8 protein-coding genes are annotated in these 13,621 nt (G+C 65.3%); 6 read left to right on the forward strand and 2 right to left on the reverse strand.

All coding sequences use genetic code 11. The features are described 5' to 3' along the window. Positions 1–76: 76 nt before the first annotated feature. The 4 genes from APS40_RS00610 to APS40_RS00625 all read left to right on the forward strand — a co-directional run bounded on the left by APS40_RS00610 (position 77) and on the right by APS40_RS00625 (position 6,306). Positions 77–637, forward strand: a complete 561-nt coding sequence (locus APS40_RS00610) for a cysteine hydrolase family protein (protein WP_055045216.1) — start codon at positions 77–79, stop codon at positions 635–637. Continuing rightward, positions 634–1,626 (forward strand): GlxA family transcriptional regulator, encoded by a 993-nt coding sequence (locus APS40_RS00615; protein ID WP_055045217.1) that lies wholly within the window; start codon positions 634–636, stop codon positions 1,624–1,626. The genes APS40_RS00610 and APS40_RS00615 overlap by 4 nt, the downstream gene beginning before the upstream one ends. Before the next feature lie 149 nt (positions 1,627–1,775). Continuing rightward, positions 1,776–3,005, forward strand: a complete 1,230-nt coding sequence (locus tag APS40_RS00620) for an efflux RND transporter periplasmic adaptor subunit (protein WP_055045218.1) — start codon at positions 1,776–1,778, stop codon at positions 3,003–3,005. A gap of 166 nt (positions 3,006–3,171) precedes the next feature. Next, positions 3,172–6,306: an efflux RND transporter permease subunit gene (locus APS40_RS00625; RefSeq protein ID WP_055045219.1), complete on the forward strand. Its 3,135-nt coding sequence runs from the start codon at positions 3,172–3,174 to the stop codon at positions 6,304–6,306. Between the two features lie 115 nt (positions 6,307–6,421). Here the strand turns inward: APS40_RS00625 and APS40_RS00630 are convergent, their stop codons facing one another. Further along, the gene (locus tag APS40_RS00630; protein WP_156342769.1) at positions 6,422–8,377 is read right to left on the reverse strand and encodes a hypothetical protein; all 1,956 of its coding nucleotides are present in this window, start codon (positions 8,375–8,377) and stop codon (positions 6,422–6,424) included. Between the two features lie 250 nt (positions 8,378–8,627). Next, entirely contained in the window at positions 8,628–9,449 is an 822-nt protein-coding gene (locus APS40_RS00635; protein WP_156342770.1) for a hypothetical protein, read from the reverse strand. A 1,196-nt stretch (positions 9,450–10,645) separates the two neighbouring features. Between APS40_RS00635 and urtA the strand changes: the two genes are divergently transcribed. Next, complete coding sequence (gene urtA, locus APS40_RS00640; protein ID WP_236884250.1) at positions 10,646–11,923, forward strand: urea ABC transporter substrate-binding protein; 1,278 nt, start codon at positions 10,646–10,648, stop codon at positions 11,921–11,923. A 71-nt stretch (positions 11,924–11,994) separates the two neighbouring features. Next, positions 11,995–13,608 (forward strand): urea ABC transporter permease subunit UrtB, encoded by a 1,614-nt coding sequence (gene urtB, locus APS40_RS00645; protein WP_055045223.1) that lies wholly within the window; start codon positions 11,995–11,997, stop codon positions 13,606–13,608. Positions 13,609–13,621 lie beyond the last annotated feature (13 nt).

Below are 13,621 nucleotides of genomic sequence, written 5' to 3' on the forward strand. Positions count from 1 at the left end.
TTGTCCGGCCGCGGCCTTTCGGTCATTGTTCGGGCGCCCTACCCTCCGGCCATCATCCCGCCCATGAGGTCCAGATATGTCCGATACCGCCTTGCTCGTCATCGACGCCCAGGAATCGTTCCGGCAGCGCCAGAACTGGTGCGAGACCGATTACGCAACCTATCTCGAGAACCAGCAGGCGCTGATCGATGGCGCGCGGGCCAAGGGCCATGCCGTGGTCCGCGTGCTGCATGTCGAGCCCGAGGGCATATTCTCACTTGCCTCCGGCTTCGTCCGCCCACTGGCCGAACTGCAGCTGACGCCCGATGCTGAGTTCCTGAAGACCCGGCACTCGGCGCTGGTCGGCTCCGGCCTCGATGTCTGGCTTACCGAGCACGGCATCCGCCGGCTGATCGTCTCGGGCATCCGCACCGAGCAGTGCTGCGAAACCACCACCCGCCATGCGTCAGACCTCGGCTGGCAGGTCGACTATGTCACCGAGGCCACCCACACTATGGCCCTGACCGACAGAACCGGCCGCACCTGGAGCGTCGAGGAACTGAAGGCCCGCACTGCGGCGGTGCTCGACGGCCGCTTCGCCCGCGTCTGCACCATCGCCGAAGCTTTGGCGGACGCCCCCAGAGCCGCCGCCGCATGACCATGGCTCCGCGGAGAATCCCGGTCTATGTCGTGCTGCCGGCGCGGACGCTCCTGCTCGACGTCGCGGGGCCGATCGAGGCCCTGCGCAAAGCCAACCAGTTGCAGTCCGAGGTGGCGTTCGATGTCCGCTATGTCGGCATGCTGCCCGAGGTCACGAGTTCTATAGGCCTCAGGCTGAGCGGCATCCAGCCGCTCCCCGAGGCGATCGAGGACGATGCCATGGTGGTGCTGTCGGGCGATACCGAGGTGATCCTCGGCGGCGAACGGCTCGGCGAAATCGAGGCGCCGCTGCAGGGCTCCGACGACATCGTCGCCTGGCTGCGGCAGCACATCCGGCCGGGCATCCGGCTGGTCTCGATCTGCTCGGGCGCCCTGCTCGCCGGCCGTGCCGGCCTGCTCGACGGCCGCGCCTGCACCACGCACTTCACCGATTGTGCCCTCCTCGCCCAAACCGCCCCCACTGCCCGCGTGCTGGAGAACCGACTCTATGTCGAGGATGGCGAACGCTACACCAGCGCCGGCATCACCGCCGGCATCGACCTGATGCTGCACATCATCGGCCAGCTCGCCGGCCCGGCAACCGCCGCCGCGGTGGCGCGCTTCCTCGTCGTCTACCTGCGGCGCGCTGGCACCGATCCGCAGCTTTCGCCCTGGCTCGAGGGCCGCAACCACATCCACCCGGCGATCCACCGCGTGCAGGATGCGATCACCGCCGATCCGGCGCGTGACTGGTCGCTCGAGGCATTGGCCGAGATTGCCTTCGCCAGCCCGCGCCATGTCTCGCGGTTGTTCAACGAGCATGCCGGGATGAGCATTCCCGATTACGTCAACCGGCTGCGGGTTGCGCTGGCTCAGCAACTGCTCAGCGAAACCCGGCTCGATATGGAGCGGATCGCCGAACGCACCGGGTTTGCCTCGTCGCGCCAGTTGCGCCGCGCCTGGGGCCGGATCAACGCCACGCCACCGAGCGCCGCCCGCCCGCATTGAGCGCCGGGCCAACGCTGGCTGGCGCCGCCGGCAAGCCGCTCACCCCAACGTTACGGCGATTTAATGTGAAGCATCGGGAGCCGATGCTATCGTCCGCGCCATTCTGCCCCTGATCCGGAGGGGGCGCTTTCTCGTTGGGATTCGGTCGCTTGTTCAGGCAATTGCTGCTTTCGCTCGTCGTCATTGGAGCGGCCGCGGTCGCATACGTCTTCTTCGTGCCCGGTGCGTCGGAGACCTTGGCCCGCTTCGGCATCACCCTGCCCTTCGGCCAGCCCGTCGAAGCGGCGACCGGCCCGGCCGGTGCGGCGAGCCAACAGCAGGCCGCCGGCCAGCGCGGCCCGGGTGGCGGCGGACAGGGCGGCGGGCGCGGCGGCGGCAATCGCACCATGGTGGTGGTCACCGCGCCGGTGCTGCTTGCCACCATCAACGACAAGCTGACCTCGATCGGCGAAGGCGCCGCCGCCCATTCGGTGACGGTGGTCTCTCCCGCCAGCGGCACACTCGCCGAACTGCTGGTCCGTCCGGGCGAGGCGGTGGCGGCCGGCGCAGTGATCGGCCGGCTGGATGCCGACGCCGAGCGGATCGCCCAGGAGCGCGCCAAGCTGGCCTTCGACGATGCCCAGACGGCGCTCGACCGCACCAATGCCCTGGCCAAGGCCAACAACACCACCACCGTGCAAGTCGGAGCGGCACAACTTGCTCTCAACAATGCGCGGCTCGAACTGCAGAACGCCGACCTGGCGCTCGCGAGGCGCACCATCTCGACGCCGATCGCCGGCACTGTCGGCCTGTTCCAGGTCAGCGCCGGCAACACCGTGACCTCGCAGAGCGTCGTCACCACCATCGAGGATACCTCGCACATCCTCGTCAGTTTCTGGGTGCCCGAGCGCTATGCCTCGGCCATCACCCCGGGCATGCCGCTCACCGCCACTGCCGTGGCGCTCCCCGGTCAGACCATTGCCGGCGAGGTCAATGCCGTGGACAACCGCATCGACCCGGCGAGCCGCACGCTGAAGGTCGAGGCCGCTATTCCCAACGCCGAAGGCCGGCTCAAACCGGGCATGTCGTTTTCGGTGTCGATGAGTTTTCCCGGCGAGCAGTTTCCGTCCGTCGATCCGCTGGCGATCCAGTGGTCGAGCGCCGGCAGCTATCTGTGGAAGTTCGTCGACGGCAAGGTCGAGCGCGTCCCGGTCGAGATCATCCAGCGCAACTCCGACGGTGTGCTGGTGAAAGCCGAGCTCGCCGAGGGCGACCAGGTGGTGACCCAAGGCGTGCAGCAGCTCACCGCCGGGGCCAGCGTGCGGTTGCTGGATGATCCGGCGGGCGGATCGGGCGAGGGACGAAACCGCCAGGGCCAGGGCGCGGGGAATCCGTCGTGAGGGTGACCGAGAGAGACGGCCCCCTCCCATCCTCCCCCACAAGGGGGGAGGTGCCGCATCGAGTGTCGGGCACGGGTGAGCCACAAGCTCGACTCTTCACCTCTCCCCTTGTGGGGGAGGCCGGGAGGGGGCCGTCTCTCTCAGTATGCCACCTGGGAGGAACCGCATGAGCATCCAGACCCAGAACGAGCGCGGCGGCGCCATTGCCGGGCTGTTCGTGCGGCGCCCGGTGCTGGCCGTCGTCGTCAGTTGCCTGATCATCGTCGCCGGCCTCGCCGCCTTCTTCGGCGTCGAGATCCGCGAATTGCCCAGCGTCGAACGGCCGACGCTTTCCATTTCCACCAGCTTCCCGGGCGCCGCGGCCGAGACGGTCGATCGTGAAATCACCTCGGCCATCGAGGGCGTGGTGGCGCGTATCCAGGGCGTTGCATCGATCTCGTCGGATTCGTCCTATGGCCGCAGCCGCGTATCGATGACCTTCAACGACGGCACTAACCTCGACAACGCCACCTCCGATATCCGCGATGCGCTCGGCCGCATCACCAACCGGCTGCCGGATGGCGCCGAGACGCCGACCATCATCAAGGCGGACTCGAACGCCCAGGCTATCATACAGCTGGCGGTGACCTCCGATACGTTAAGCAAGGACGAACTGACCGAGCTGGTCGAGAACACCATCTCCGAACGGCTCGCGGCGGTGAGCGGGGTCGCCGACGTGCAGATCAACGGCACGCAGAACCGCAGCTTCGAGATCGACGTCGATCAGGTGAAGCTGGCGAGCCTGGGGCTGACGGTGGGCGACATTCGCAACGCGCTCTCGACCATCGCATTCGACAGCCCCGCCGGGTCGCTGAACGGCACCAACCAGAATATCGCCATCCGCGCCATTGCCGAGGTCAACACCCCCGAGGCGTTCGAGAACATCGTCATCAAGGGGACCACCCGTCTGGGCGATGTGGCGAGCGTGGTGTTCGCACCGGCAGCGGCCAATTCGGGCCTGCGCAGCGACGGCAAATCGGGCATCGGGCTCGGCATCGTGCGGCAGGCCCAATCCAACACCATGCAGATCTCCGATGGAGTGAAGGCGGCGGTCGCTGAACTGAAGACCACCCTGCCCCCCGGCGTCGACATCAAGATCTCGTCCGACGAGTCGGTGTTCATCGCCGGCGCCGTGCACGAGGTCGAGCGTTCGCTGCTGATCGCCGTGGTCGGCGTCATCGTCATCATCTTCCTGTTCCTGCTCGATTGGCGCGCCACCATCATCCCCGCCGTCACCATGCCGGTGGCGCTGATTGGCACCGTAGCCGGAATCTATGCGTTCGGTTTCTCGCTCAACATCCTGACTTTGCTGGCACTTGTGATTGCCACCGGCCTCGTGGTCGACGATGCCATCGTGGTGCTCGAGAACATCACCCGACGGCGCGGCATGGGGCTCGGACCGCGCGCCGCCGCAGTGCTGGGCACCCAGGAGGTGTTCTTCGCGGTGATCGCCACGACGCTGACGCTGGCCGCGGTGTTCATCCCGATCTCGTTCCTGCCCGGCCAGACCGGGCTGTTGTTCCGCGAGTTCGGCTTCACTCTCGCCATCTCGGTCGGGCTGTCGGCGGTGGTCGCGCTGTCGCTGGCCCCGATGATGGCCTCGCGCATGCTGAAGCCGCATGTCGAGCGACCGCCCAACCTGCTCGAGCGCTTCGGCGGCGTGCTGGCCGGGCTCTACCGGCGCACCCTCAGGCTGGCGCTCGACAACCCGCTGGTGGTGATCGTCATCGCGGTACTGTTCGCCGGCGCCGCCTGGGCGGTGTTCGGCACGCTGAAGCAGGAGCTGACCCCGCCCGAGGACAGGGCGCAGGTCGCCATCAACGTCAGCGCCCCGGCGACGGTGAGCCTCGATTTCACCCGCACCCAGATGCAGAAGATCGAGGACATGCTGCAGCCCTATAAGCAGAGCGGCGAGGCGACGAGCATCTTCTCGATCTCGGGCTTCGGCTCGAACACCAATTCGGGCTTCATCATCATGACGCTGGCCGATTGGGAGCACCGCACCCGCACCCAGCAGCAGATCGCCGCCGAGATCACCCAGCAACTGGTGCGGGTGCCGGGCGTCCGTGCCACTATCCGCCAGGGCAACAGCCTGGGGGTACGCGGCGGCGGCTCCGGCCTGCAGTTCGCGCTGCTCGGCGACAATTATGCGACACTCTCGGACGCCGCCAACAAGGTGAAGGCGGAGCTGGAAAAGGACGAGAAATGGGGCCGCGTCTCGGTCAACTACGAGACCACGCAGCCGCAGATGACGCTGACCATCGACCGCGAGAAAGCGGCGCAACTGGGCATCGACATCAACGGCCTCGGCACCACCATGCAGGCGATGATCGATGGCTCCGACGTCGGCACCGTGTTCATCAACGACCAGAGCTATTCGGTCCGCATGACCTCGACCTCCAGCCCCGTGAACGACCCCGGCGATCTCGAGTCGATCTTCGTCAAGACCAGCGATGGCCGCTACGTGCCGATGTCGACCATCGCCTCGCTCACCGAAGCGCCGATCGCACCCTCGCTCGGTCGCGAGCAGCAGCGCCGGGCAGTGACCGTCACTGCGGCGCTGACCGACGGCTTCGCCCTGGGCGACGCCTATACCCAGGCCGTCGCCATCGCCCAGCCGCTGCTGCCCGAAGGTGCAACCATCGTGCCGATGGCCGAGGCCAAGACCCTGGGCGAAAGCAATAACGGCCTGCTCATCACCTTCGGCTTCGCGCTGATCGTCATCCTCCTGGTGCTGGCGGCGCAGTTCGAAAGCATCTGGAGCGCCATCATCGTCATGGCGACAGTGCCGTTCGGCCTCGCCTGCGCGGTGTTCGCCATGCTGCTGACCGGGGTGACGCTCAACGTCTACAGCCAGATCGGCCTGGTGCTCGTGGTCGGCATCATGGCCAAAAATGGCATCCTGATCGTCGAGTTCGCCAACCAGTTGCGCGACCGTGGCCAATCGGTGCGTGAGGCGGTGGAAAACTCCGCCAACATCCGGCTGCGGCCGGTGGTGATGACGATGATCGCCACCGTGCTGGGCGGCGTGCCGCTGATCGTTGCCGGCGGCGCCGGCTCGGAGGCCCGCGCGGCGCTCGGCTGGATCATGGTAGGCGGGCTCAGCCTCGCGGCGGTGGCCACGCTCTACCTGACGCCGGTCGCCTACCTGCTGCTGGCACGGTTCAGCAAACCCAAGGCATTTGAGGAAGAGCGGCTGCGGCGGGAACTGGAGGCGGCCGACGCCGCCGAGACCGATGCCTACCCTGCCCCGGCTGAGTAGCAGCGCGCCCTGAGGCGCACGACGCCCCGTCTCCTGCTGGCGCAACCAGACAAGTCGAAGGGCGCAGGGGAGCCAACCGGCCTGCGCCCTTCTTCAGGTCCTGATCGGGGCGAGATCAGAACGCGTACACGGTCAACTGCGGGCCGCTGCGGCCGATGGCATAGATATCGTTGACGCTCGCGCCGGAGCGCTGCAGTTCGGCCACCATCTTGCCGCTGCCACCCAGCACGCGTTGCAAGATCTGCACCTTCTTGCTGGACGTCACGGCCTGCACCACTTTGCCTTTGAGGTCGGCGCAAAGGCGAACCTTGACCACCTTCACCGCCTTGACGTTGGCCAACACGGCGCGGTTCAGCTGCATCTGCTTGACCTGCGAGATGACCTGCTTGGCGTCCTGTGCATTGCAGGCACGGTTCATACCGAACCCACCACCGCCGCCGCCGGCCACGATAACTCGACCGCCGGGGCCACCAGGGCCTCCCGGACCACCAGGACCACCCGGGCCACCAGGGCCGCCGGGACCACCAGGGCCGCCAGGACCGCCCAGGTCGATATTGACGTCGCCGATGTTGATCAGGTTGCTGAGATCGAGATCGGACAGCACGCCGCCCAGATCCAGGTCGAGGTCGGACAAGAGTCCGCTGAGGTCGGTGTCCGTCAGAACGTCTGTCAGCGCCAGCCCGTCGAGCAGGCCGATATCGCCGATATCACCAAGGTCGAGCAGACCGACGTCGCCGATGTCGCCGAGATCGAGCAGGCCCAGATCACCCAGGTCCAGCACGTCGGTGACCCCGTTCAGCACGCCGCCATCAGCCAGATCCAACCCGAGGCTGCTGAGATCGAGCCCCTGCAGCAGGGGGTCGACATCGAGCAGGTTGAGGCCGTTGAGCAGCCCATCCTCGCCATTGAGGATCCCGTCGCCAAGATTGAGCCCGCCGAGCAGGCCGTCTTCACTGTTGAGAATGCCGTCGCCCAGGACGCCACCGACGTCCAGGCCACCGAGCAGCCCGTCTTCGCCGTTGAGGACGCCGCCGACGTCCAGGCCACCGAGCAGCCCGTCTTCGCCGTTGAGGACGCCGCCCAGATTGTTGAGCACGCCGTCGCCCACGTCGACTCCACCGAGCAGACCATCCTCACCGTTGAGGATGCCGCCGACGTCAAGCCCATCGAGCAGACCGGTATACCCGCCGAGCAGGTTAAGGTCACCCAACAATCCATCCTCGCCATTTAGGACGCCATCGCCGAGGAGGTTGTTCAGCGCGCCCTCGTCGCCGCCGAGATTGAGTCCATTGAGCAGCCCATCGCCAACGTCCACGCCACCGAGCAGACCGCCTTCGCCATTGAGGACGCCACCCAGGTCGAGATCGTTGAGCAGCCCATCGCCGACATCGAGGCCCAGGTCGTTGAGCAGGCCGTCACCGGCGTCGACGCCGCCGACCAGGTCATTCAGCAGACCGTCTTCGCCGCCCAGGTTAAGGTCGTTCAGCAGACCGTCGCCGACGTCGAGGCCGCCCACCACGTCATTCAGCAGGCCGCCCTCGCCGCCGAGGTCGAGGTCGTTCAGCAGACCGTCGCCGACATCGAGGCCGCCCACCACGTCGTTGAGCAGCCCGTCTTCGCCACCAAGATTGAGGTCGTTGAGCAGGCCGTCACCACCGACAACGTTGTCGAGGAGGCCATCCCCGTCGCCGCCGAGCAGGCCGCCAAGCAGCCCGTCGCCACCGCCATCACCCCCATCGCCACCGCCACCGAGCAGCCCGCCGAGCAGTCCGTCGCTGTCGCTGTCACCGAGGTTTACGCCGAGGCTGGTGCCTTCGTCGGCGCCAAGTCCGACATTGACCAGCGAGTCGTTGCCGGCATCGCCGCTGTCGACGTCAAGCACACCGCCCAGCACCGAGTCGCCGTCACCGCCGCCCAGTACGCTGCCAAGAACCGAGCCGCCACCGTCACCACCGTCGCTGTCGCCACCACCAAGAATACCGCCCAGCAGTCCGGCTGCGGTAGCAGGCACGATGCTGGTACTTGCCATCAGCAGCACTGCTGCGAGCACTGTTATTTTTCTGGATTGCATCACGCTTCTCCTCTGCGAAACATGATGCGATGTTGCGCCCCGCAAGCTGACAGGACGCTGTCAGTTACTGTCGGTTGCTTTTCATGAGCGACGATCTGGTTATCGACACCTTGTGGATATGTGGAACAATGCCACCAAATACCAGAATATACTTACATGCAACTCATTCGCGGCTTAGCGCCACTGCAACCCAAAAAAAGGCGCGACCGCTGCCGGCCGCGCCCTCTGCTTTGGAAAACCGGGTCTTACTTCAGTAGACGTACACCACCAGTTGGCCGCCCTTGCGCTGCACGGCCACCACGTCACCTGCATCATAGCGGGTACGGCCCAGTGAAGCAGTGATCAGCGCATCGGACATCACCGCCCGACGCAGCAGGTTGATCTTCTGGCTCTTGGCGAGCAGCGCCGCGACCTGCTTCTTGGCAGCCGGACAGAGCTTGATCGGCACGACCTGGACATTGGCCGCGCGCATCCAGGCCTTGATCTCGGCGCCGCTGATCTTGCCCGCCGCCGCCACCTGCAGCAGTTGCCTGGTATTGTTGACAGTGCAGTTGATCAGGAACGTGCCGCCGCCTCCGAGGCTGCCGACCAGCACCGGCCGGCCAGGACCACCGGGTCCGCCCGGGCCACCGGGACCGTTCGGGCCGAGGATTCCCAAGTCGACTGTCAGATCGAGCCCAAGACCGGCCAGATCAAGCGTCACCGTCGTGCTACGCAACAGACCGGTGCTCGAGACATTTGCATTGACCAGCGGATTGTTGCCGCGACCCACAGCCGCGTTGAGAACATTGTTCCCACCGCCAATGTCGAGGTTGACCAGCGCATCGTTGCCGCTGTCATTCAAGGACAGCAGGCCGCCAACATTGGTGCCGCCGCCGCTCCCGCCGCCTCCGCCACTACCACCACCTGTGACGCCATCGACCACGCCACCGACCGTATCGGTTACGCCGCCGACCACACCGCCAACAGTTTCACCAAGTCCACCCAGCAAGCCGCCGGCGCGTACCGGGGCAGCACTGATTCCAGCGACGACTGCGAACACCGCCAAAGCCGCAAAAACGTTGCTTCTCATGACCACTCTCCCATACATCTGCCGTCCGTCGGCTGATGAATATGTACGTATGAGATCGATGTAAAGTTGCGATCGTGAAGCTCTTCGACTTGTGATTGGTTGGCCAATATATTCCGCATCTTGATCAATTGCATCGGATACGCAGTGACACTTACAGCGAGAGTTTACGTATGCTTGTACGGTATAGCACGTACAGAGGAGAAAATTTTCTTGAAGCTTGAGTCCAATGCGAAATGTCACCGAGAGTTACAGGTGCAGCTACGCAACGTCACTTAGCTGGCTGCAGAGCCGATCGGCCTGCCGCAACCCCTGGCTTGCTGCAGACGCGACAAACCGCGAGGGATCGCAGGGCTCTTCGTTGATCTGCAAGGTCTTGGTAACAGGTGCGCCGGCCGCGCGAGGACGTCCCCGTACAAGCTGACAGTTCGCTGACAGCCGTCGGCCAGTGATGAACAATTACTGGGCTGCCTGACCCCCGGCACCACGCTCCCCAGCCGCGACACCGAAATCAGCCGGATCTGAGGCACCTCCAAATTAGTCGAATGCTTGGTTGCGTGCCCGCTACTCAGTGTCTTGTAGCGACCTAAGGGAAACTCCTTACATCGACGAAAAAAGAAGGCGCGGAGCCGAAGCTCCGCGCCCCACCGGCGTCAACAACGAGGGAGCGTCAGCCCTCGCCGCCTTGGCCGATATCCATGCGCCAACACCACGCGCTGGCGGCTTGGGTTCTTAACGACAAACTGAGCGGATGGTTGCCGCGGTTTCGTCTCGATCGAGACAGCAATGCAAAGCCCCGCGCCGTTGCCGGCACGGGGCCCGAGGGTATGGTGCAAACAACCTCTGCCGGAAGCGAACTCCCGGTGCCGAATTTTAGCAGCGCTGCAAAGGCCGGTCACCCCGCGTTCCGCAGGCGGTTTCGCTTGGTTCTTGAGCACTCCCACCCGGTGCACAAATATTAATCAATCACTAAACACGCTGCTCAGAGAACTGGCACCGCGGCCTCGCGCCGCCCGGGCGGTTTCGCCCCGCGGAACCCACCCAGACAAACAGACCCCAGTAAACTCAGTGACTTGGCAGCATCCTTCGGCGCTGGCACGGCGATTGCAGCTTCCTTCCCGGTGCAAACAACCAAACTGTCGGAGGTAAGTATGACAGGTATTAGTCGCATGATGGCCGGTGTCGGTCTGGGGGTCGCGATGACTGCCGGGGCGCTGGCGCCCGTACTGACTGCAACCGCTGCGTATGCCCAGGACACCATCAAGGTGGGCGTACTCCACTCGCTGTCGGGGACCATGGCGATCTCGGAGACGACGCTCAAGGACACCATGCTCTTCCTCATCGATGAGCAGAACAAGAAGGGCGGCGTGCTGGGCAAGAAGCTCGAGGCCGTGGTGGTCGATCCGGCCTCGGACTGGCCGCTGTTCGCCGAGAAGGCCCGCGAGCTGATCGCCGTCAACGGCGTTGCCGCGGTGTTCGGCTGCTGGACGTCGTCGTCGCGCAAGTCGGTGCTGCCGGTCTTCAAGGAGCTGAACTCGATCCTCTTCTACCCCGTGCAGTACGAGGGCGAGGAATCCGAGAAGAACGTGATTTACACCGGCGCGGCGCCGAACCAGCAGGCCATTCCCGCCGTCGACTACCTGATGAGCGAAGAAGGCGGTTCGGTGAAGCGCTGGGTGCTCGAAGCGACCGACTACGTCTACCCGCGCACCACCAACAAGATCCTTGAGCAATATCTCAAGGACAAGGGCGTCGCGCCCGAAGACATCAAGATCAACTATACTCCGTTTGGCTTCTCCGACTGGCAGACCGAAGTCGCGGCCATCAAGGAATTCGGCTCGGCCGGCAAGAAGACGGCAGTCGTCTCGACCATCAACGGCGACGCCAACGTGCCGTTCTACAAGGAGCTCGCCAACCAGGGCGTCAGCGCCGAGGACATCCCGGTGGTCGCCTTCTCGGTCGGTGAAGAAGAACTCGCCGGCATGGACACCTCGGCGCTGGTCGGGCACCTCGCCGCCTGGAACTACTTCCAGTCCGTCGACACCCCCGCCAATGCCGAGTTCATCAAGAACTGGCATGCCTTCATTGGCAACGACAAGCGCACCACCAACGATCCGATGGAAGCGGCCTATCTGGGCTTCAACCTCTGGGTCCAGGCGGTCGAGAAGGCCGGCACCACAGACACCGACGCGGTGCTCAAGGCCATTGTCGGGCTCGAAGTGCCCAATCTCACCGGCGGCACGGCGAAAGTCCTGCCCAACCACCACCTGACCAAGCCGGTGCTGATCGGCGAGATCCAGGCCGACGGCCAGTTCGAGACGGTCTGGCAGACCGACGGCGACGTGCCGGGCGACGCCTGGTCGGACGTGCTCCCCGAAGACAAGGGCATCGAGGCCGACTGGACCGATCCGCTGACCGGCTGCGGCCGCTTCAACACCGCGACCAATACCTGCGAAGCCGCCCCGGCGGCGATGTAGGACACAACTCCCGGCGACGGCGGCAGCCGCCGTCGCCGACCTCTCTTGTCTCCCGCGATAGAGCGACCACGATGGCCACCCGAATTCTCACTCTAATTGCCTTCCTGCTCGCTGTGGCTTTCGCCCCCCTGCCCGCCGCGGCGCAGGATGATCTTGCCGCGCAGATCAACGCGCTCGGTCCCGGCAGCTTCGCCGATCGTAACAAGGCCATGGATGTCCTCGTCGCCACCGGCGACGAGCGTGTGCCGCCGGTGCTGCAGGCGCTGAGCGACGGCAACCTTTACGTCCGCGCTTCCGACGGCAAAGTGGTGATCGCCAGCAAGGCTGGCGGCGAACTGGCGCTGACCGATCCGGTCGATGGCACGGATCTGGGCACGCTGCCGAGCAGCGAGCTCGAAAAGATCAAGACCAACAACGGGCTCCGCGGCAAGATTCGCACTGCCATCGGCAAGCTGACACTGCTGAGCCCGGATCAGCCGGTGCGCCTCGCCGCGGCGCAAAGCGTCCTCAAGAATGCCGATCCTGCGATGCTCGAGTTGCTCGACCAGGCCATCGCCGCCGAGACCGACGCCGGCATCAAGTCCACCATGGAACTGGCCCGCTCGGTGATCGTGCTGAAGACCGATGCTTCGGTGGAAGACAAGCGCGCCGCGATCGACCTGGTCGTCGCCCAGAACAACCGCGCCGCCCAGACGGTGCTGCGCAATACCCTCGATACCGCGCCCGACGAGCTGAAGCCTGCCATCGCCGCCGGCATCGATTCGATCGGACGGACGCTCGCGGTCTGGGATGTCGGGCAGAACCTGCTCTACGGCATCTCGCTGAGCTCGGTCCTGCTGCTCGCCGCCATCGGCCTCGCCATCACCTTCGGGGTGATGGGCGTCATCAACATGGCGCATGGCGAGATGGTGATGCTGGGCGCCTACACTACCTATGTCACCCAGCTGGTGATCCAGTCGGTGGCGCCGGGGCTGATGGACTATTCCCTCGCCTTCGCGGTGCCCGCCGCCTTCCTCATCACCGCCTTGATCGGCATCGGCATCGAGCGCGGCATCATCCGCTGGCTCTATGGACGCCCCCTCGAAACCCTGCTGGCCACCTGGGGCCTGTCGCTGGTGCTGCAGCAACTGGTGCGCACCATTTTCGGGCCCACCAACAAGCTGGTGCAGCCGCCGACCTGGATGAGCGGCACATTCGAACTGTGGAATCTCAGCTTCACCTGGAACCGGCTGTGGATCATCGTCTTCGCCATCGCCGTCTTCGTCGCCCTGCAGATCATCCTCAACCGCACGCCGCTCGGCCTGCAGATGCGCGCCGTGACGCAGAACCGGCGCATGGCCTCCGCCATGGGCATCCGCACCCCGTTCGTCGATGCCATGACCTTCGGGCTCGGCTCAGGCATCGCCGGGATGGCCGGCGTGGCGCTGAGTCAGATCGACAACGTCTCGCCCAATCTCGGCCAAGGCTACATCATCGACAGCTTCATGGTGGTGGTGTTCGGCGGCGTGGGGAACCTTTGGGGCACGCTGATCGGCGCGGTATCGCTGGGCGTCGCCAATAAGTTCCTCGAGCCCTATGCCGGAGCGGTGCTGGCCAAGATCGCCATCCTGATCCTCATCATCCTGTTCATCCAGCGGCGCCCACGCGGGCTGTTCGCCCTCAAGGGCCGGGCGGTGGAGTCGTGAGTATCGCGTGCGC

The organism is Devosia sp. A16, assembly GCF_001402915.1.
In the GTDB taxonomy this organism is placed as follows: Bacteria; Pseudomonadota; Alphaproteobacteria; order Rhizobiales; family Devosiaceae; genus Devosia_A.

Coding starts and splice junctions, on each gene's coding strand:
- urtB (WP_055045223.1), top strand. CDS start 11,995: ATGGCCACCCGAATTCTCACTCTAATTGCCTTCCTGCTCGCTGTGGCT.
- APS40_RS00625 (WP_055045219.1), top strand. CDS start 3,172: ATGAGCATCCAGACCCAGAACGAGCGCGGCGGCGCCATTGCCGGGCTG.
- APS40_RS00630 (WP_156342769.1), bottom strand. CDS start 8,377: ATGCAATCCAGAAAAATAACAGTGCTCGCAGCAGTGCTGCTGATGGCA.
- urtA (WP_236884250.1), top strand. CDS start 10,646: ATGACTGCCGGGGCGCTGGCGCCCGTACTGACTGCAACCGCTGCGTAT.
- APS40_RS00615 (WP_055045217.1), top strand. CDS start 634: ATGACCATGGCTCCGCGGAGAATCCCGGTCTATGTCGTGCTGCCGGCG.
- APS40_RS00610 (WP_055045216.1), top strand. CDS start 77: ATGTCCGATACCGCCTTGCTCGTCATCGACGCCCAGGAATCGTTCCGG.
- APS40_RS00635 (WP_156342770.1), bottom strand. CDS start 9,449: ATGAGAAGCAACGTTTTTGCGGCTTTGGCGGTGTTCGCAGTCGTCGCT.